The 19,853-nt window shown below is 74.2% G+C and carries 15 protein-coding genes; 10 read left to right on the forward strand and 5 right to left on the reverse strand.

Features of this window, described 5'->3' with window-relative positions; all coding sequences use genetic code 11:
• Positions 1-141 precede the first annotated feature (141 nt).
• Together ACIA8Q_RS28210 and ACIA8Q_RS28215 are read right to left on the reverse strand one after the other, a co-directional pair.
• Complete coding sequence (locus tag ACIA8Q_RS28210; RefSeq protein WP_360217427.1) at positions 142-2,541, reverse strand: excinuclease ABC subunit UvrA; 2,400 nt, start codon at positions 2,539-2,541, stop codon at positions 142-144.
• Between the two features lie 131 nt (positions 2,542-2,672).
• Positions 2,673-3,029 (reverse strand): VOC family protein, encoded by a 357-nt coding sequence (locus ACIA8Q_RS28215; protein ID WP_360217424.1) that lies wholly within the window; start codon positions 3,027-3,029, stop codon positions 2,673-2,675.
• A 163-nt stretch (positions 3,030-3,192) separates the two neighbouring features.
• Here ACIA8Q_RS28215 and ACIA8Q_RS28220 point away from each other — a divergent pair, with 163 nt between their 5' ends.
• A complete protein-coding gene (locus ACIA8Q_RS28220) occupies positions 3,193-4,734 on the forward strand; it encodes an alpha/beta fold hydrolase (RefSeq protein WP_360217421.1) in 1,542 nt (513 codons plus the stop codon).
• A 158-nt stretch (positions 4,735-4,892) separates the two neighbouring features.
• On the opposite strand, the gene ACIA8Q_RS28225 is transcribed toward ACIA8Q_RS28220, so the two are convergent.
• Positions 4,893-6,302 carry a nucleotide disphospho-sugar-binding domain-containing protein gene (locus ACIA8Q_RS28225; protein ID WP_396317906.1) on the reverse strand — a complete coding sequence of 470 codons (1,410 nt, stop codon included), beginning with the start codon at positions 6,300-6,302 and terminating at the stop codon, positions 4,893-4,895.
• Between the two features lie 67 nt (positions 6,303-6,369).
• Positions 6,370-7,575, reverse strand: coding sequence for an MFS transporter (locus ACIA8Q_RS28230; protein ID WP_396317907.1), 1,206 nt, complete (start codon positions 7,573-7,575; stop codon positions 6,370-6,372).
• Positions 7,576-7,664: 89 nt separating this feature from the next.
• Between ACIA8Q_RS28230 and ACIA8Q_RS28235 the strand changes: the two genes are divergently transcribed.
• Positions 7,665-8,933 (forward strand): ATP-grasp domain-containing protein, encoded by a 1,269-nt coding sequence (locus ACIA8Q_RS28235; RefSeq protein ID WP_360217412.1) that lies wholly within the window; start codon positions 7,665-7,667, stop codon positions 8,931-8,933.
• Positions 8,934-8,969: 36 nt separating this feature from the next.
• Here ACIA8Q_RS28235 and ACIA8Q_RS28240 read toward each other — a convergent pair whose 3' ends face one another.
• Complete coding sequence (locus ACIA8Q_RS28240; RefSeq protein WP_360217409.1) at positions 8,970-9,767, reverse strand: phytanoyl-CoA dioxygenase family protein; 798 nt, start codon at positions 9,765-9,767, stop codon at positions 8,970-8,972.
• 313 nt (positions 9,768-10,080) lie between these two features.
• Between ACIA8Q_RS28240 and ACIA8Q_RS28245 the strand changes: the two genes are divergently transcribed.
• Genes ACIA8Q_RS28245 through ACIA8Q_RS28280 form a run of 8 tightly spaced genes read left to right on the forward strand, consistent with a single transcriptional unit; the run spans position 10,081 to position 19,703 of the window.
• Positions 10,081-11,448, forward strand: coding sequence for an SUMF1/EgtB/PvdO family nonheme iron enzyme (locus ACIA8Q_RS28245; RefSeq protein WP_360217406.1), 1,368 nt, complete (start codon positions 10,081-10,083; stop codon positions 11,446-11,448).
• Positions 11,448-12,854 (forward strand): MBL fold metallo-hydrolase, encoded by a 1,407-nt coding sequence (locus ACIA8Q_RS28250; RefSeq protein WP_360217403.1) that lies wholly within the window; start codon positions 11,448-11,450, stop codon positions 12,852-12,854. Before ACIA8Q_RS28245 ends, ACIA8Q_RS28250 begins: the two co-directional genes overlap by 1 nt.
• A complete protein-coding gene (locus ACIA8Q_RS28255; protein WP_360217400.1) occupies positions 12,851-13,855 on the forward strand; it encodes an alpha/beta hydrolase-fold protein in 1,005 nt (334 codons plus the stop codon). The genes ACIA8Q_RS28250 and ACIA8Q_RS28255 overlap by 4 nt, the downstream gene beginning before the upstream one ends.
• Positions 13,843-15,687 carry an asparagine synthetase B family protein gene (locus ACIA8Q_RS28260; protein ID WP_396317908.1) on the forward strand — a complete coding sequence of 615 codons (1,845 nt, stop codon included), beginning with the start codon at positions 13,843-13,845 and terminating at the stop codon, positions 15,685-15,687. Before ACIA8Q_RS28255 ends, ACIA8Q_RS28260 begins: the two co-directional genes overlap by 13 nt.
• Entirely contained in the window at positions 15,629-16,726 is a 1,098-nt protein-coding gene (locus tag ACIA8Q_RS28265; protein WP_360217394.1) for a hypothetical protein, read from the forward strand. Before ACIA8Q_RS28260 ends, ACIA8Q_RS28265 begins: the two co-directional genes overlap by 59 nt.
• Positions 16,723-18,126, forward strand: coding sequence for an aldehyde dehydrogenase family protein (locus ACIA8Q_RS28270; protein WP_360217391.1), 1,404 nt, complete (start codon positions 16,723-16,725; stop codon positions 18,124-18,126). Before ACIA8Q_RS28265 ends, ACIA8Q_RS28270 begins: the two co-directional genes overlap by 4 nt.
• Before the next feature lie 6 nt (positions 18,127-18,132).
• Complete coding sequence (locus ACIA8Q_RS28275; protein ID WP_360217388.1) at positions 18,133-19,242, forward strand: GntG family PLP-dependent aldolase; 1,110 nt, start codon at positions 18,133-18,135, stop codon at positions 19,240-19,242.
• Positions 19,239-19,703: a pyridoxamine 5'-phosphate oxidase family protein gene (locus ACIA8Q_RS28280; protein WP_360217385.1), complete on the forward strand. Its 465-nt coding sequence runs from the start codon at positions 19,239-19,241 to the stop codon at positions 19,701-19,703. Before ACIA8Q_RS28275 ends, ACIA8Q_RS28280 begins: the two co-directional genes overlap by 4 nt.
• The last annotated feature ends 150 nt before the right edge of the window (positions 19,704-19,853 follow it).

A 19,853-nucleotide genomic window follows, 5' to 3' on the forward strand; every position in this document is an offset into this window, starting at 1 on the left:
GGGGGGGGGGTGTTCGGTGTGAACTTCCCTAACACTCGCCGTTCTGGCCGCAAATCTAACATTTGGCGCCCCCCCCCACAACGGCGCGGGGGGGGGGGGGGGGCGCCCCCCCCCCCCCCCCACCACCCCCCTGACCGGGCGCTACCGGCCGACGTAGGCGGCGAGGTGTTCACCGGTGCGGGTCGAACGGGCGGCGACCAGCTCGGCCGGGGTGCCCTCGAAGACGACCCGGCCGCCCTCGTGGCCGGCGCCGGGGCCGAGGTCGATGATCCAGTCGGCGTGCGCCATCACGGCCTGGTGGTGCTCGACGACGATCACCGACTTCCCGGCGTCCACCAGCCGGTCCAGCAGTCCGAGCAGGTTCTCGACGTCGGCCAGGTGCAGCCCGGCGGTGGGCTCGTCCAGGACGTACACGCCCCCTTTGTCGGCCATGTGCGCGGCCAGTTTCAGCCGCTGCCGCTCGCCGCCCGACAGCGAGGTGAGCGGCCGGCCGATGCCGAGGTAGCCGAGGCCCACGTCGGCGAGGCGCTCCAGGACGCGCCGCGCCGCGGGGATCCGAGCGGGGCCGGCGCCGAAGAACTCCAGCGCCTCGTCGACCGGCATGGCGAGCACCTCGCTGATGTCGCGGCCGCCCAGCAGGTGCTCCAGGACGGCCGGCTCGAAGCGCCGGCCCTCGCAGTCCTCGCAGGTGGTGGCGACCCCGGCCATCACGGCGAGGTCGGTGTAGATCACGCCGGCGCCGTTGCAGGTGCCGCAGGCGCCCTCGGAGTTGGCGCTGAACAGCCCGGGCTTGACGCCGTTGGCCTTGGCGAAGGCGGTGCGGATCGGGTCGAGCAGGCCGGTGTAGGTCGCCGGGTTGCTGCGCCGTGAGCCCTTGATCGGCGACTGGTCGACCGCCACCACGCCCTCCCGGCGCGCGACCGAGCCGTGGATCAGCGAGCTCTTGCCGGAGCCGGCCACGCCGGTGACCACGCACAGCACGCCGAGCGGGACGTCCACGTCGACGTCCCGCAGGTTGTGCCGGGTGGCGCCGCGGATCTCCAGCCGGCCGGTCGGCGTGCGCACCGCCGCCTTGGGGGCGGCCCGGTCGTCGAGGTGGCGGCCGGTGACGGTGCCGCTGGCCCGCAGCCCTTCGAGGGTGCCCTCGAACACCACCTCGCCGCCCTCGGAGCCGGCCCGCGGCCCGAGGTCGACGACGTGGTCGGCGATCGCCATCGCCTCCGGCTTGTGCTCCACGACCAGCACCGTGTTGCCCTTGTCCCGCAGCCGCAGCAGCAGGCCGTTCATCCGCTGCACGTCGTGCGGGTGCAGGCCGGTGGTCGGTTCGTCGAAGACGTAGGTGGTGTCGGTGAGCGAGGAGCCGAGGTGGCGGATCATCTTGACGCGCTGGCCCTCGCCGCCGGACAGGGTGCCCGCGGGCCGGTCGAGCGAGAGGTAGCCGAGCCCGACCTCCACGAAGGAGTCCAGGGTGTGCAGCAGCTTGGCCAGCAGCGGTGCCACCGACGGTTCGTCCAGCCCGCGGACCCAGGCGGCGAGGTCGCTGATCTGCATCGCGCAGGCCTCGGCGATGCCGGTGCCGCCGATCCGGGCGGAGCGGGCCTCCTCGTTGAGCCGGGAGCCGTCGCACCCGGGGCAGGTGGCGAAGGTGACGGCCCGGTCGACGAAGGCCCGGACGTGCGGCTGCAGCGCCTCGCGGTCCTTGGAGAGCATCGACTTCCGGATCTTCGGGATCAGGCCCTCGTAGGTCAGGTTGACCCCGTCGACCTTCACCTTGGTCGGCTCGCCGTGCAGGAAGTCCCGCATCTCCCGGGCCGTGAAGTCACGGATCGGCTTGTGCGGGTCGAGGATGCCCGACTCGGCGTAGACCCGGGTGGTCCAGAAGCTGTCGCGCGTCCAGCCGGGGATGGTGAACGCGCCGTCGGCGATCGACCTGGAGTCGTCGTAGAGCTGGGTGAGGTCGATGTCGGAGACGGTGCCGCGGCCCTCGCAGCGCGCGCACATGCCGCCGTGGTAGACGGCCTTGCGCACCACGACCCGCTCGCCCCGCCCCTTGTCGACGTTCATCGCCCCGCTCGCGGTGCGCCGCGGGACGTTGAAGGCGAAGGCGCTGGGCGGGCCGACGTGCGGCCGGCCGATCCGGCTGAACAGGATCCGCAGCATCGGGTTGACGTCGGTGGCGGTGCCGACGGTGGAGCGCGGGTCGCCGCCCAGCCGCTGCTGGTCGACGGTGATCACGGTGGTCAGCCCGTCCAGGACGTCGACCTCGGGGCGGGCCGGCGTCGGCATGAAGCCCTGGACGAAGGCGCTGTAGGTCTCGTTGATCAGCCGCTGGGACTCGGCGGCGATGGTGCCGAACACCAGGGAGCTCTTGCCCGAGCCGGACACGCCGGTGAACACCGTCAGCCGGCGCTTGGGGAGCTCGACGCTGACGTCCTTGAGGTTGTTCACCCGGGCCCCGTGCACCCGGATCAGGTCGTGGCGGTCCGCGGGGTGCGGCCCGGTCTCGGTGGAGGCCTGGTCCGCCCCGGTGTCCTTGCCCATGGTCTCTCCATCTCGCGGGATGGGGACCGTGCGCGCCCGGCCCCGTCCGGCGAGCCTGCGGCGCCGCCCTCGATTCCCCCTCAAGGAACGCTCGAGGGGCGCTCGAGGGGGATTCGAGGCGTTGCCCCGGGTCAGCGGTCCTGCAGCAGCCCGAGCACGTTGCCGTCGGCGTCGGTGACGGTGGCCACCAGCCGGCCGCCGCCCACGTCGGCCGTGGCGTTCTGCACGGTGGCGCCCGCGGCGGTCACCTCGGCCAGCTTCGCCTGGATGTCCGGGACGTGCCAGTAGGCGACCGGCCCGGTCATGCCCTGCGTCCCCGCCCCGGGCACCAGACCGATGTGCTGACCCGCGATGTCGAAGCCGACGTAGAAGTCCTCGTCGGTCTGCGGCTCGACGCCGAGCAGGGCGGTGTAGAGCTTCTTGGCCGTTGCCAGGTCCTTGACGGGATGCAGAACGGTCTTGATTCCCTGGGTGGCGGTGTCAGCCATGGTCACTCCTGGGGTTGAGATCATGTCAATTGATGCTAGGGAGCATTCCAGACGCGGCGCTTCTCCATTTGTGCTCACTCCAGTGCCGGTCCAGCCGCCGTCGACCGGAAATAAAGACGTCCTTGTCAGGCTGCGAGCGCGTTGCATCCAGAAGGGGAATCACGTGAAAAAGCTCGCATTGGTCACGACGGTGATCGCGGCCAGTCTGGTGGGGTCGACCGTCGCCCCGGCCGCGGCGGACGCTCCCGCGCCGGCCGCCGGCAGCGTCTCCTGGACGCTGTGTCCGGACAACGACCCCGTTCTCGGCGCCCTGCTCAAGGGCCTGGAGTGCGGCTCGGTGCAGGTGCCGCTCGACTACGACAAGCCCAACGGCCAGAAGATCAGCCTCGCGCTGACCCGGGCCAAGCACACCGCCCCCGACGCCCAGTACCAGGGCGTCGTGATCCTCAACCGCGGTCAGTGGCCCGGCGGCATCGGTCGTGACCTGCCGACCCGTTACGCCAAGGGGACCACCGGGCTGGCCAAGGACGTGGGCGCCGCCTACGACTGGATCGGCTTCGACCCGCGCGGTGTCGGGGCCAGCGAGCCGTCGGTCGTCTGCGACCCCGACTACGTGGACCCCGGCCACGCCAAGCCGGACCCGGTGCCGAGCTCGCCCGCCGCCGAGCAGGCGCTGGTGGAGCAGGCCAAGGCCTACGCCAAGAGCTGCGGGGACAAGTACGGCGACGTCCTGAAGCACCTCAGCACCAAGGACGCCGCGCGCGACCTGGACCGGATGCGGATCGCGCTCGGCCAGGACAAGATCACGTACTTCGGCACCGACTGGGGCACCTACCTCGGCTCGATCTACGCCTCGATGTACCCGAACCGGGTCCGCCGGATGCTGCTCGACAGCGTGGTGAGCCCCGGCGGCGCCTGGTACGACGACAACGTCGACAAGAACGAGACCTCGGAGGAGAACGCGAAGATCTTCTTCACCTGGGTCGCCAAGTACGACTCGGTCTACCACCTCGGCACCACCGAGCAGGCCGTCGAGGCGAACTACTACAAGGGCCAGGACGCGCTGCGCGCCACGCCGCTCGACGGCAAGATCGGCCCGGCCGAGTGGACGGACGTCTTCGAGCCGGTGCTCTACCGCAGTTGGACCTGGATATCCCGGGCGAAGGTGCTCTCCGACTGGGTCGTCAAGGGGGACGGGACCTCGCTGAAGGCCACCTTCACCGTCCCGGGCTTCCCGCACCAGAACCGGCAGGCGATGAACAACGCCTCCCAGTGCACCGACGCCTCCTCGCCGCGTGACTGGGACACCTGGCACGACGACTACGCCGGCCAGTACGCCGACGGGAACCGCTTCATCACCTGGACCAACGCCTGGTACAACGCCCCGTGCGCCTTCTGGCCGGTGAAGGCCCAGCCCACGCCGCGGATCGGCAACCGCCAGGTGGACGTGCTGCTGGTGCAGCCCCAGTACGACACCGCGCACGGCGTCTACGGCGCCTACGAGACCCACTGGCTGTTCCCGAACTCCCGCCTGATCGTGGAGAAGGACGGCCACAACGTCGGCGCCGCGCTCTCCGCCAACGGCAACACCTGCCTCAACGCCTACGCCAGCGACTACCTGCGCGACGGCACCCGCCCCGCGGCCGGCGCCTTCGTCGACGCCACCTGCGCGGCGGCGCCGGACCCGGTCCCGACCGCCTCCTGATCCGGATCCCGGCCGGGCTCCCGGTCCGGCTCCGGCACCCGTCTGCCGGGCGGCCCCGCATGGGACAGACATGCGGGGCCGCCTGCACGGGGGGGCTGGTGACCGATGATCAGCCCGGCTTCGGCGGACGGGTGTTCAGCGTGCGGGCGGACGGGTGTTCAGCGTGCGCCGGCGGGGGCGGCGCCGGCCCGGTGGGCGAGCACCAGCACCTCCAGGGTGCGGGTCAACTCGTTGGGCGACGGCATGGAGAGCACCTCCTGGCGCAGCCGCTGCGCGTTCGCCCGGAGGCCCTCGTCCTCCAGCAGGCGGACGATCGCCTCCCTGACCCCGGGGCCGTCCACCTCGGCGGGCTTCATGGAGAGCCCCGCGCCGGACCGTTCGAGGCACTGGAGCTTCAGCGGGAGGTCGAACGCCCGGCTGATCAGCAGCTGGGGGACGCCGTAGCGCAGTGCGCAGCCGAAGGACCACGTCCCGCCGTGGTGCACCATGGCCGCGCAGCCCGGCAGGACCTCGGAGAGCGGGACGGACTCCACCAGGCGGGTGTTGGCGGGCACCTCGGTGAGCTTGCGCTGGGACTCCTCGGGCAGCGTCAGGACCAGCTCCATCTCCAGGTCGCCCACCGAGTCCAGGATCTCCTGGATCTTCTCGACCGGCAGCAGGTGCTGCACCGGGCCGTCGTTGACGGAGTCCCCGAAGGTCATCAGCACCCGTGGCGCCCGCGGCGGTTCGGCCAGCCAGCGCGGCATGACGGTCGGCCCGTTGTAGGGGACGAACTGCATCGGCAGCGTGGTCGGGCGCGGGTCGGGGCGGAACGCCTCCGGCAGCGGGTCGATGGTGAACTGCCCGTTCACCAGGTCCTCGGAGAACTCGAAGCCGTACTTCCCGGCCCAGCCGCCGAGCCACTCGCGCAGCCCGTCGACGCGTTCCTCCGGCGGCTGCTGTGCCATCGCGTGCAGGTAGTCCTCGCGCATCCGGGTGTAGACGTCGACCGAGTACAGCACCCGGGCGTGCGCCGCCCCGACGGCCGCGGCGGCCACCGCACCGGCGAAGGCCTTCGCGCCCCAGAGGACGAGGTCGGGCCGCCACTCGCGGGCGAAGGAGACCAGGTCGTCCATCATCGAGTCGTTGGAGCGCCGGGCCTGCGGCAGCACCAGGTCGTCGAAGACCTTGGTGACGGCCTCCCAGCCGAGCCGCTCCCGGCCGGGGTCGGCGTCGAACAGCGGGCCGAGGTCGTTGCCGGCCGGGCCGCCCTTCGCGGGACCTCCCTTCGCGGGACCTCCCTGTGCGGGACCCCCTCGGCCCGGGCCGCCGCCGGCCGGGCTGCCCCCGGCCGGACCGCCCGCCGCCGGCGCGGGACCCGCCCTGCGCTGGTCCCGCCGCTTCCGCTCCTCCGGGGTCTCGCCGGGCCCGACGCCCAGACCCATCAACCCGGCCCCGGTGACGGCGTCGAGGAGGTCGGGCCAGCCGGCCACCCGGACCTCGTGCCCGGCCGTCTGCAGCGACCACGCCAGCGGCACCAGGTTGAAGAGGTGGGTCTTCCAGGGGAACGGCACGATGAGAACGCGCATGGCGGACGTCCTTAGCTTCAGGGGCGGAAGAATTCGCGGGCGAACGCCTCGCTCACCGCCGCTTCCATCATCCTGACGCGTCCGCTACAGATCTTCTCCAGACTTGCCTGGTGCTCCCGGTCGCCGCGGTCACCGCGACGGTGACGGCGGCGACCACGAGGGTCGCCGGCAGCGGGCCCGTCAGGTCGCAGAGCGCGCCCACGAGCAGGATCGACACCGCCACGCCCGACGGCAGCAGCGTGGCCCGCAGCGTGACCACCGAGGACAGCTCCTCGGCCGAGGCGGTGGCCAGCAGCCGGTTGTTGTAGTGCACGAAGGCGATCTCGAAGAACACCAGGAAGAGCGCGTACAGCACGAGGGTCGGCACCGTGCGGCCGATCAGCACCGCCGCCAGCAGCGGCGGCAGCGGGAGCAGCGCCCAGGCGGCGGAGGGCACCCGGTCGAGGTGGCGCTGGACCGGCAGGGCGGCGAGCGAGCCGGCGAAGACGGCGACCGCCGAGACCGCGACGAACACCCCCACCAGACGGGTCCCGCCGTGCAGCAGGTCGAGCGGGACGACGGTCACGGCCACGGTGTGGAAGCCCTGCCAGAACGCCACCAGCAGGAACCGCCCGAGCAGCCGGCGCAGCGCGGGGTCGTCCACCCGCAGCCGGGTGCCGCCCGTGGCGCCCGCGGCGGCCCGGCCGCCGTCGGATGCCACCGCGGTGGCCGGGGGCAGCGCCCAGGCGAGCAGCGCGGAGAGCGCCAGCGTCGCCACGTTCAGCGCGACCAGCCCGCGCAGGGACAGGATCGAGGCGGCCGGCCCGGCGAGTGCGGCGCCGACGCTGACCCCGGTCAGCTTGCCGATCTCGGCGACGGTGTTGGCCCGGTCCAGCCGCTCCGGCGGCACGGCGCCGCGCAGCACGACCGCGGTGGCCGAGCGGGTGATCGCCTCGAAGTACCCGCGGACGACCACGAGCACGGTGGCGGTCACCAGCAGCGCGCGGCCCGGCGCCAGCAGTGCGGCCGCGGTCAGGGCCAGGCTCGCCGCCTCGGCCAGCCGGACCAGCCGCTCGGGGGCGGGGCGGGCGAGCAGCCGGTTGAGCGGGGCGGCCAGCAGCAGGGCGGGCAGCCAGGGCGCGCTGAGCAGGGCTCCGGCGAGCAGCCCGGAGCCGGTGTCGGAACCGACCCGGGTGGAGAGGCTCACGAGCAGCAGGAAACTCCCGCAGGTATTGACGAACAGTAATGCGGGAGTGGAATTCGGCGAGCGCAGCGCCGTGGGAAACAACGTCATCTCTTCCTCCTTGCGTCCCCCTTCAGGGGTGGAGGATGGCAGAGCTGAACGGATATCGGCGATGGCCGATCCTGTCTATCGTTGAACACATGACAGCAGCTATTGGGGAAAACCCGTGCATCGTGCTGGTGGACGCCTACGCCGGGGTCCGCTCGCTCGTCCTGGAATTCCGTGAGCAGGGATGTTCGGTCGTCCGTGTGCAGAGCACGCGGGATGTTCCGGCCGCGTACCGCGGTTCGCCGCACGTCCCCGGGGACTTCATCGCGGACATCGTGCACGACGGCGATCCGGCGGCGACCGCCGCGGCCGTCGCGGCGTACTCGCCGGTCGCCGTGCTCTCCGGCGGCGAGGTCGGGGTGGAACTGGCGGACGAGCTCGCCGAGCGGCTCGGCCTGCCCGGGAACGGGACCGCGCTCAGCGCGGCCAGGCGGGACAAGCACCTCATGGTCGAGGCGGTGCGCGCCGCCGGCCTGCGGGCGGCCCGGCAGCTGTGGGCCACCGACGCGGACGAGCTGGCCGCCTGGCACGCGGAGCTCGGCGGGCGGGTCGTGGTCAAGCCGCCGCGCGGCGCGGCCAGCCAGGGCGTCCACTTCTGCGACACCCCGGAGGAGTCGGTCGCCGCCTTCCGCTCCCTCGTCGGCGCCGACGACGTCTTCTCCCGGCCCAACCGCGGGGCGGTGGCGCAGGAGTACCTGGCCGGCACCGAGTACATGGTGAACACGGTGAGCCGGGACGGCCGCCACCACGTCTGCGACGTCTGGCGGACCAGCCGGGTCAGCGCCAACGGCGTCGTCGACCTCTGCGACGCGCTGTCGCTGATCGACTCCGACAGCCCGGTCGTCGAGCCGCTCACCGCGTACGGGTTCCGGGTGCTGGACGCCCTCGGCATCGCGCACGGCCCGGCGCACCTGGAGATCCGGATGACCCCCGACGGGCCGTGCCTGGTCGAGGTCGGCGCCCGGATGGCCGGCGGCGGCATCCCGGCGACCGCCGGGCTGGCGATCGGCGAGTCCCAGCCGGAGTGGACCGTGGACGCTTACCTGCGGCCCGAGCGCTTCCACGCCCGGGCGGGCCGCCCGTACCGGGTGCGGAGGTACTGCGCGATCTTCGGCATGGTCTCGCCGGTGGAGGGACTGCTGGAGGAGTACCGGGGGATCGAGCGGATCGAGGCGCTGGAGGGCTTCCACGCCCTGGCGACCCTGGTGGAACCGGGCCAGCCGATCCGGCGGACGGTCGACGACCTGACGTACCCGGTGATCGTGACGCTGCTGCACGACCTCGACGAGGTCGTGCAGCGCGACCTCAACACCATCCGGCACCTCGACGGGGCCGCGTTCTACGGGCTCGAGCGCGGCTGAGGCGGCGTTCGAGCGCGGACCGGCCGCAGTCGAACCTCAGCGGTGGACGGCGGCCGGCTCCAGGCTCGACCAGGACGGCAGCGGCACCCGGTAGACGAAGCTGACCGCGGTGCGCGGCTCCGCCGCCGTCGTGTTGGGCGCCGAGCGGTGCAGCACCAGACCGTCGAACACGACGGCCGAACCGGGTTCCAGCGGCACCGGGACCGGTTCGGTCGTGCGCGGCAGGTGCTCGTCCGCCACGTGCGGCTCGACCGCCCGGGCCAGCGGCGCCTCGCCGGGCAGGCGCTCGCGGTCCCCGGAGTGCGGGAGCAGCCCGAGCAGGTGGGAGCCGGGGTGGAACTCCAGGCAGCCGTTGCGCTCGGTGGCCGGGTCCAGCGCGATCCAGACCGTCACGATGCCGTGCTCGCCGGTGCCGAAGCCGGGCGGCGCGAAGGCCATGTCCTGGTGCCAGGGCTTCGCCGAGCCCACCACGGGCGGCTTGGCCCACAGGAAGGCGTTGACCAGCGTGCCCGGTCCGCCGACGGCGCGCCCGACCACGTCGTCCGCCAGGCCGAGCGAGCGCTGCACGGCGTCGAACTCGGGGACGTGCTCGTGGATCCGGTCGGCCGACCGGAGCACTCCGGGCAGGGCGCCGGAGCCCTGCTGCCAGGCCGCCCAGCCGCCGATGCCGGGCGCCTCCAGCACGAAGTCCCCGGTGGAGACGGTGCGGTCGCGGACGAGGTCGGCCAGCCGGCCCGCCGCGCCGCGGAGCCGGTCGAGCACCTCGCCGGCGGCCAGCCCGGGGAGCCGGGCGAACCCGTTCTCCCGCAGGTCAGGGGAATGGGGATCAACCATTTCTCTCTCTCCCTCGCTGATGTCGGATCCTCGCGGACCCACCCACAGGAATACCGGACCGTTCATGTTCAAGTGATGCCGGAATGCGGCCGTTGCCGCGTTCCGGCGGCCCTGCCTAAGCTTTCGGGCCATGAGGTCGTCCGGCCTCGTGAAAACTGGTTCAGGAAGGAGTGGAACATGTCCGACGGTACTTTCATGGACAGCCGCGACGCCCAGCAGGAGACCAGCAAGTGGTAATCCGCTGACCAGCGAATGCGCCGCCCGTATGGAATTCGATTCCGTACGGGCGGCACGTCGTCCGAGAGAGGTTGAGATGGTAGGAAATCGCGTAACACAGGTCATCGACGTCCCCGCCGACTTGCTGGTGATCGACGACTCCGCCGACGACCGCTACTGGGCCTCGGTCGAGCGCGTCCTCGGCCTGGCCGAGGAGAAGGGCCGGGCCGCCGACGGGGTGCCGCTGCTGGCGAGCCTCGTGGTCTCCCACCCGGAGTGGCCGGTGCGGGCCGGCGCGGTGCGGCTGCTCGCCGAGCACCACCTCGGCGACTCCGCCGCGGACACCGCCGTGGCCGCCGCGACCCACGACACCGTCGACTGGGTCGCGTTCACCGCGCTCAAGGTCATCACCGAGCACCGGATCGCCACCGCCGTCCCCGACCTCATCCGCATCTCGGGCTGGCCCAGCAACTTCACCCGGCCCGACTGGGCGCGCAAGCCCGTCGGCTGCGGCGCCGCGCTCACCAAGCGCGCCCTGATCAGCATCTTCGGCACCCGCGACCCCGCCGAACTGCGCCGCCTGGAGGACGAGTACTTCACCGACATGCGGGCCCGGCTGGACGCCGTGCGCAAGCGCCCCCGGCGCAACCCCGACGTCGTCCTGGTGCCCGGCGGCCCGGCGATCATCGGCGCCGACGAGAAGCCCGACGCCTTCCGGATGGCGCAGGACGACAGCACCCTGCGCGCCGTGGACGTGCCCGCGTTCCTCGTCGACCGCACCACCGTGACCAACGCGCGCTACCGCGAGTTCCTGGAGGAGGTCGGCGACTCCGGCGAGTTCGACCACCCCGACCAGCCGCTGGAGCGCTCGCACCGCCCCGTGCACTGGCACGACCCGCGCTTCAACGCGCCCGACTTCCCGGTCGTCGGCGTCGACTGGTACGACGCGTACGCCTTCGCCCGGTGGGCCGGCGGCACGCTGCCCAGCGAGGTGCAGTGGGAGAAGGCCGCCCGCGGCGTGGACGGCCGCCGCTACCCGTGGGGCCAGCAGTGGGACCCGGAGCGGGTGAACTACGTCGAGCGGTCCTTCGGCGAGCAGGTGGCCGACCTCGACTCGCTGGAGGCCCTGCTGATCACCATCGAGCAGGGCGCGAACCCCGAGCACCCGGTGCTGCCCGCGGACGCCCTCCCGCAGGGCGCCAGCCCGTACGGGGTGCTCCAGATGTCCGGCAACGTCTGGGAGCTGACCCGGACGAACTTCTACACCGGCGAGGACATGGACCCCTTCTTCAAGGGCCGCCACCCGCTGGACTTCATGAACCGCAAGGAGGCGTTCCACGTCCTGCGCGGCGGCACCTGGACCTCGCCCCCGGCCTGCCTGACCACCTTCTACCGGGGCAAGGACCTGATCACCGACCGGCACAACGAGGTCGGCTTCCGCTGCGTGTACGAGGCGGCGGACTGATGCGGCTCACCTCCCTCGGGCACGCCGCCGTCCTGGTCGAGACGGGGACGGAGCGGATCCTCTTCGACCCGTGGCTCACCCAGCGCCTGGACCGCTTCTGGGAGCACCACCCGCCGCTGGGCGACGACCTGGTCCGGGAGGTGCTGGACGAGGGCGTCGACTACGTCGTCCTCAGCCACCACCACTTCGACCACCACCACTTCCCCTCCCTGCGGCGCCTGGTCGACGGCGCCGACGTGGACTTCGACGACAGCCCGCGCCGGAGCACCGGGGTCACCTGCCTGTACCCGGCCGGCCCGGTGCCGCCGCAGCTCACCGCCTCCGGGCTCGGCCACCAGGCGATGGCCTGGACGCTGCGCCGGCTCGGCTTCGAGCGCCTGCACCCGGTGACGCCGGGCGACACCGTGACCCTCGGCGGCGCCGTCCTGCGGACCTTCCCCTCGGCGGTGTCCTTCCCCGAGATGAGCGTGCTGGTGGAGACCGCCGACGCGTCCGTCATGCTCTGCGGGGACGCCCTCCTGCACGAGGCGACCGTGGCCGCCTTCCGCCGCGAGGACACCCCCCGGCTCGACGCGGTGCTGGTGCCCGCGCACAGCGTCTCGCCGCCCGGCGTGCTCACCGAGCGCCGCCCGCTGACCGACCCGGACGCCGTCCGCGCCCGCGCCGTCGCCAACTTCGACCGCTACGTCGCGTCGATCCCGGCCGCCGTCACGGTGCCCTCCTCGTTCGGCTGGCGGGTCAGCGGCGAGGACGGGCACGACTACGACTGGTGCAACCGGGCGATGTTCCCGTTCACGCCCGTCCAGGCCCTGCGCCGCCTCGCCGACCTGGGCCGCGACGGCCTGCTGTGGGGCCCGGGCCAGGTGCTGGAGGTGGCGGACGGCAAGACCGCCCTGGTCGACGGGCCGGTCGGGCCCGACGGGTACGACTTCGAGCAGGTCTACGCCGCGGTGACGCTCGACCCCGGAGTGCGGGTGCCGCCGTTCGACGCCGCCGCGGACCGGGTCGGCCGGCAGACCCGCAACTGCGAGGACCTGCTGCGCGAACTGCTGGACCGCCTGGTGGCGACCGACTACTGGTACCGGGCGATGGACGGCGGCGCCGGACGGCACGTCGTCTCGCTGTACGAGAACCCCGGCGGCGAGAGCTCCTTCCTGCTCGACCCGGTGGCCGGCCGGGTGACCAGGCTCGGCGCCGGGCCGGCCCGCAGCCACCTGACCGGGGCGGAGGGCTGGACCGAGATCGCGGCCAGCACGCTGGAGGCCCTGCTCTCCGGCGAGCTGCTGTTCGGCAGCTCCTTCGCGCTGTGGGCCAGCGACGGCGTCCTGCTCTCCGCGGTCTTCCACCACCCGTCGTTCTACACGCGGCACGTGGACCGCGCGCTGAGGGAGGCGAGCGGCACGTGAACGCCCCGGTCGTCCTCGACCTCGACAGCGGCAGCCTGCGCGGCAACCCGCTGGGCGACCCGCACCGGCGCCGGGTCGAGGTGCACCTGCCGCCCGGGTACGACGGGATCCGCCGCTTCCCGGTGGTGTACTGGCTGCCGGGCTTCGGCGCGTACCCCGGCCTCGGCGGCCGGGCGCTGTCCTTCGGCGCCTCCGTCGCCGACCGCCTGCGCGAGGCCATGGCGGACGGCCGGGTGCCGGCCGCGCTGCTCGTCGTCCCCGACTGCACGACCGCGTACGGCGGTTCGCAGTACCTCGACTCCGCGGCCTCCGGCCGGTACGCCGGGTTCCTCGCCGAGGTCGTGGCGGAGGTGGACCGGCGGTTCGCGACCCTGGCGGAGCCGGCCCGGCGGGCCGTCGGCGGGAAGTCCAGCGGCGGCTACGGCGCGCTGGTCGCCGGGATGACCTCCGAGCTGTTCGGCTCGGTGGTCGCCTGCTCGCCCGACGCCGGCTTCGAGCACTGCTACCTGCCGCTGGTGCCCGGCACGCTCGACACCGTCCGGGCGGCCGGCGGGGTCGACGCGCTGCTGGCCCGCCGCGCGAGCGGCCCGCACGACGTCCCGTTCATGGTCGCGATGAGCATCATCGCGATGGGCATGTGCTACGCCGACGACCCGGCGACGACCCCGGCGGACGCGCTGCCCTGCGACCCCGGCACCGGCCTGTTCCGGGACGCGGTCTGGCGGCGCTGGCTGGAGCACGACCCGGTGCGGATGCTGCCCGCCCACGCCGACCGGCTGTCCCGCCTCGGCCTGCTCCACCTGAGCGTGGGGCAGCGCGACGAGTACGGCATGCACTGGGGGGTCCGCGCGCTGCACGCCGCCCTGGAGGCGCACGGCGTCCCGCACGACTACCGGGAGCACGAGGGCGGGCACCACGGCATCGAGCACGTCTTCACCGACGCGCTGGCCGGGCTGTGGCGGGTGTGGCCGGAACCGGAGCGTGACGCATGTGCGGCATAGCGGGCTTCATCAGCCTGGACGGGCGGCGCGACCCGGGGTGGCTGGACGCCCTGGGCCGCACGATGACCGCGGCCATGGCGCACCGAGGCGAGGGGGCCGGCGCCCCGTACGTCTCCTCGTGCGGCACCGTCATGCTGTGCGCGACCCGGCTGGCGGTGCGCGACCGCAGCGACGCGGGGGCCCAGCCGATGACCGACCCCGGCGGCAGGGTCGTGCTGGTGCACAACGGCGAGGTCTACGGCTCCCGGGCGCCCGGGGCGCCGCTGTGGCCCCGCCGCACCACCTGCGACACCGAGTTCGCGCTCCAGCAGGTCTGCCGCGAGTCCGACCCGGCGGCCGCGCTGCGCCCGCTGTCCGGCATGTTCGCCCTCGCCTGGCACGACACCGCGACCGGCCGCGTGGTGCTGGCCCGCGACCACTTCGGGGTGAAGCCGCTGTTCTACGCCTTCACCCACGGCGGACTGCTGTTCGCCTCCGAGCAGGGCGTGCTGCTGCGCACCGGCCTGGTCACCCCCGAGGTGGACCCGGAGGAGTACGTGCTGCGCTCCTGGATCCGGATGGACGCGGCGGACGACCACACCTGGCTGCGCGGCGTGCGGTCCCTGCAGCCCGCCGAGTACCTGGTGGTGGACCGGCCGGACACCCGGACGCACCGCTACTGGATGCCCACCCCGGTGGACGGCCTGGTCTCCCCGGAGGAGATCCGGGACGCCTTCGACCGGGCGGTCGCCGAGCGCGCCGTCTCCGACGTCCCGCGGGCGGCGGTGATCAGCGGCGGTGTCGACAGCACGGCCGTCGTCTCGGCCCTGACCAGGGCGGGCGTGCCCGTCGACGGGTACGTGCTGCGCTACCAGGACGGCATCGGCGGCTCGGGCGACGACGTGGCGTACGCCGCCGAGGTCGCCGCCGGCCTCGGCGTCCCGCTGACCGTCTGCGACCTGGGCCGCGAGGCCGCCGCCGACCTGGTGCCGGTGCTGCCCACCCGGCTGATGCGGCCGCTGCTGCACGGCGCCGAACTGGCCATGCACCACCTCTACGGGACCGTCGCCGCCGACCGGAACGTGGTCGTCTACTCGGGCCACGGCGCCGACGAGCTCTGGGGCTACCAGGCCGGCCGCTACTTCCCCGTCGTCGACCCGTACGCACCCACCCACATCCACGGGCGCCACTACCTGACCCACCGGCTGCACGCCGACGAACGGCCGGTCTGGGCCCGGCTGGTCGGCTGGATGGCGCAGGAGCTGGGCGTCGACATGTCCGCGGTCACCGACAATGTGTGGGCCCGCACCATGGACGAGTACCGGGCGCTGAAGACGGCGTCCCCGCTCAAGCGCGGCCGGCACCACCTGCTGCGGCGCTTCCTGGTCTACGTCAACGACATGGTGGACGCCACCTCGTCGACCTTCACCCTGGAGGACCGGCCGGTCTTCCAGGACGTCGCCCTCGCCGAACTGGCCTTCCGCTGCCCCGAGCACCTGAAGGACACCGGCGAGCCCGGCAGCAGCCACAAGGGGCTGCTGAAGGAGGCGCTCGCCGACCTGATGCCCGAGTCGGTGCGGCACCGCCGCAAGCAGGGGTTCCCGACCCCCACCGACCCCGGCTACCTGCGCCGGCTGACCGAGCTCGCCGACGGCTTCGGCGCGCCCTTCGGCCTGCCGCCGCTTCCGGCCGGGCTCCGCGCCGAACTGGGCGTCGGCGAATGGATGTTCCTGGCCTCAACCTCCGCCTGGCTGGACCACCTCGCGGAGTTCAGAACCCACCCGAGGAGTCACGGTGAGCAGTTCCGTCCCGCAGTGGCGCTGGCAGATCCTGGACAGCCCCGCCGACCTTGACCCGGTGCCCCCGGTGATCGCGGAGGAACTGGCACAGGACTGGTGCAACTTCGTGGTCTGGCGGCCGACCGTGCTGCCCGCGGGCTGCACCGCCGGCGCCGGGACCCTCCGCCGCGAGGCCCCGCCCGGGCGGGTCGACGCCGAGGGCCGCAGCCCGTGGAGCGACGCCAACCCGGCCGGCTACCGCACCGAGGTCGCCGGCGGCGGGCGCCGGCTGCGGCTCAAGCAGTTCCGGTACGACTGGGCCTTCCCGGCCGCGGACCACCCCTGCCTGTGGGGCAGCGAGAACCGGGCGTCCGGGATCGGCGGGGGCCGGGTGGCGTGGCTCGGGACGGACTACCTGCGCAACCGTGCGGGCAGCGCCCGCCTGGCCGGGACGACCGTCGAACTCTCCGTGCTGGAGGGCGAGTTCACCGACGAGGAGCTGGTCGCCCTGTTCGCCGGGCTGCGGCCGGCGGTGCCGGAGGCGGTGCCGCGGGTACTGGCCACGCCGTTCTCCGAGCTGAGCTACTGGGCGCGGCACCGGGCCGACATGGTGTCGGTGCCCACCGGTGTCTTCCTGTTCCACCGCCGGGGGCGGGAGCACGAGGGCGAGTGGGTCCCCGCCGGGGAGGTCGACGCCTTCCTCACCGGGCAGGGGGTGCCGCTGTCGGTCGCCGGGTACCGCGCCGACAGCGCCGCGACCTTCGGCGACGGCGCCGCCGTGCGCGAGCTGGAGGTCGTCTACACCTGCGCGGACGGCGGCGAACTGCGCCTCACCGCGCAGCGCGGCGGCGGCGGGCGCCTGGAGTTCCCGCCGGTCCGGGACAAGCACCCCGCCACCGAGGAGCTGCACGACCTCGACGGCCGGCCCCTCCACCTCGGCTACGTCAGCGCGGAGTTCGGCGCCTGCGACGCCTGGTGGGAGCACCCGGACGGCTACCGGCTGCGGCTGCTCGGCAGCGCCGGGGCCGGTCTGGGGCCCGCGGACTTCCGCGGCCTGGTCGCCGCGCTCGACGCCGGGCTGCGGCTCGCCGGCCGCGCCGGGGTCCTCGGATGACCGCCGGGGGGCGGACGCTCCTCGACCCCGCCACCGGCGGGCCGGTCACCCGTCTGCCGGACACCGACGCCCCCGGCGTCGCCGAGGCGGTGCGCCGGGCCGGGGCGGCGCTGCACGGCGACTGGGCGGACACCTCCCCGGCCCGCCGCGGCGACCTCCTGCGGGAGCTCGGCGGCCTGCTGCGCGCGGAGCGCACCGAACTCGCGGCACTGGAGCGGCGCACCACCGGCAAGCCCACCGGGCGCGCCCTCGGCGAGGTGGACTTCGCCGCCCGGGTGGTCGACTGGTTCGCCGCGGCGGCCCGGTACCCGGTGGGGGAGACCCACCCGGCCGGCCCGGGCGTGCGCAGCTACACCGACCGGGTGCCGGTCGGGGTGTGCGCGGCGATCGCCCCGAACAACTACCCGCTGCTGCTGGCCGTCTGGAAGGTCGCCGCGGCGCTCGCCTACGGCAACACCGTCGTGGTCAAGCCGGCGCCGGAGACCCCGCTCTCCGTCCGCCACCTGGTCGGGCGGGCCGCCGGGCTCTTCCCGGAGGGCGTGCTCGGCGCCGTGTACGGCGGCGCCGACACCGGACGGCAGCTCTGCGACCACCCGGCCGTCGGCATGGTGTCGTTCACCGGCTCGACGGCGGCGGGGCGCGAGGTCGCGCGGCGCTGCGCGGACGGGCTCAAGCCCGTCACGCTGGAACTGGGCGGCAAGAGCCCCGTCGTGGTGTTCCGCGACGCCGACCTCGACGCGGCCGCCCGGGCCGTCGTCACCGGGTTCACCGGCAACACCGGCCAGATGTGCGTGGCCGGGACGCGGCTGGTCGTCGACCGGGCCGTGCACGCGGAGTTCGTCGAGCGGGTGGCCGGGCTGGCCGCCGCCCTCCGGGTCGGCCGGCCGGAGGACCCGGACACCGACCTCGGCCCGCTGATCAGCGCGGCCGCCGCGGCCCGCGCCGCCGAGGCGGTGGAGGAGGCGGCGCTGCGGGGCGCCAAGGTGATCCTGCCGCCCGGGCGCTCCGGGGTGCGGCGCGACCTCGACGGCGGGTTCTACGTCGACCCGGTCGTCCTGGACGGCACGCCGTCCGGGTGCCGGGCCTGGCGGGAGGAGCTCTTCGCGCCGGTGCTGTCCGTCGTCCCGTTCGGCGGCGAGGACGAGGCGCTGGCGCTCGCCCACGACACCGGGTACGGCCTGTCGGCCTCGGTCTGGAGCTCGGACGCGGACCGGGTCGAGCGCTTCGGCCGCGGCCTGCGGGCCGGCATGGTCTGGGTCAACACCTGGGGCGACACCGAGGAGTCGGTCAGCGTCGGGGGGCTCGGGAGCTCCGGCTACGGGCGCGAGTTGGGCGTCCACGCGGTGGAGGGCTACACCAGGCCCCGCGCCGTCTGGGTGGCCCACCGGCCGGGGCGGTAGGCCGCGGTGGCGCCGCCCGGGGCCGGGCTCGACTTCCGCAGCGACACCCGGACCGTGCCGGACGCGCGGATGCGCGCGGCGATGGCCGGCGCGGCCGTCGGCGACGACGTCTACGGCGACGACCCGACGGTCACCCGGCTGGAGCGGACGGTGGCCGAACTGCTCGGCACCGAGGACGCCCTGCTCACCCCCACCGGCACGATGGCGAACCTGCTCGCCCCGGTCGCGGCGTTCGGCCCGCCCGGCGCCCCCGGTCCGCGGCTGATCGTCGGATCCGGCGCCCACATGGCCTTCCTGGAGTCCGACGGGCTGCGCCGGTTCGGCGGCGCGGAGCTGCTGACGGTGCCCCAGCTGGACGACGGCCGACCCGAACCCGGGGCGCTGGCCGCGCTGCTGGCCGCCGGGGCGGGCCGGCCGACGGTGGTCTGCCTGGAGAACACCAGCATGATGCGCTGCGGCAACGCCCTCGACGCGGGGGCGACCCGCGCGGTGGCCGCGCTCGCCCACCGCTACGGCGCGCACCTGCACCTCGACGGCGCCCGGTTGGCGAACGCGGCGGTGGCGCTCGGCGTCCGGCCGGCGGAGCTGGCGGAGCCCGCGGACAGCGTCGCCTTCTCGGTCTCCAAGGGGCTCGGCGCGCCGGTCGGCGGACTGCTGTGCGGGACGGGCGAGTTCATCGCGCGGGCCCGTGAGCTGAGGACCTGGCTGGGCGGCTCCCTGCACCAGGCGGGCGTCCTCGCGGCGCCCGCCCTGGTCGCGCTCGGCCGCCTCCCCGACCTGGCCGCCGACCACCGGACGGCCGCCGCGCTCGCCGCCGGGCTCGCCGCGGTGCCGGGCGTCGAGCTGATCGGCCCGCCCCGGCCGACCAACATGGTCATGGCGCGGGTGCCGGGGCTGGCCGCGGGCGAGTGCGCCGCACGCCTCGCCGGCCACGGGGTCCGCGTCCTGCCGCTGCCGAACGGCCATGTGCGCTTCGCGGTGCACCGCGCGCACGACATCATCGGAGTGCGCGCCGCCGTCCGGGCGTTCGCGGCCGTGGCGGCCACCGCGCAACCGGCGACCGACGGAGAACTCCCCGGCCGGGGAGCCTCCCTGACATCGATGGAGGAAGCATGACGGACGTGCCACCGCGTGGACTGGAGGAGCGGCTGCGGGACACCCGGGCCCGCCTGGAGGAGGACGTCGACCTCTGGGTCGCGTCCTCGGGCTCCCCGGACGGCCCGGGCGGCGTCCACCTGATCCCGCTGTCCTACCTCTGGGACGGCAGCGCGATCCTCGTCTCGACGCCGCGCGACTCGGTCACCGGCCGCAACCTGCTGGCGGACGGCCGGGTGCGGCTGGGCCTCGGCCCGACCCGCGACGTGGTGATCGTCGACGGCGTCGCGGAGCCGGTGGACCTCACCGAGCTGGGCCGGGAGACCGGGGACGCGTTCGCCGCCAAGACCGGGTTCGACCCGCGCGAACTCAAGGAGCCCTACCAGTACTTCCGGATCCGGCCGCGGCGCATCCAGGCCTGGCGGGAGGCCAACGAGCTGGCGGGCCGCGGCATGATGCGCGACGGCGTCTGGGCCGGCTGACCCGCGCCCGGGCGCCCCGCGCCCCGGTCGGCCGGTCACCGCGGTGACCGCCCGGCCGGGGCGCGCTGCACCGGGGCCCGGGGCCCGGGGCCCGGGGCCGAGCGGCGGAGGTGCGGTGCCGCGGTGGGACGGAGGCGCTGCGGCGCCGGG

The organism is Kitasatospora sp. NPDC051705 (assembly GCF_044453265.1).
Taxonomy (GTDB): Bacteria; Actinomycetota; Actinomycetes; order Streptomycetales; family Streptomycetaceae; genus Kitasatospora.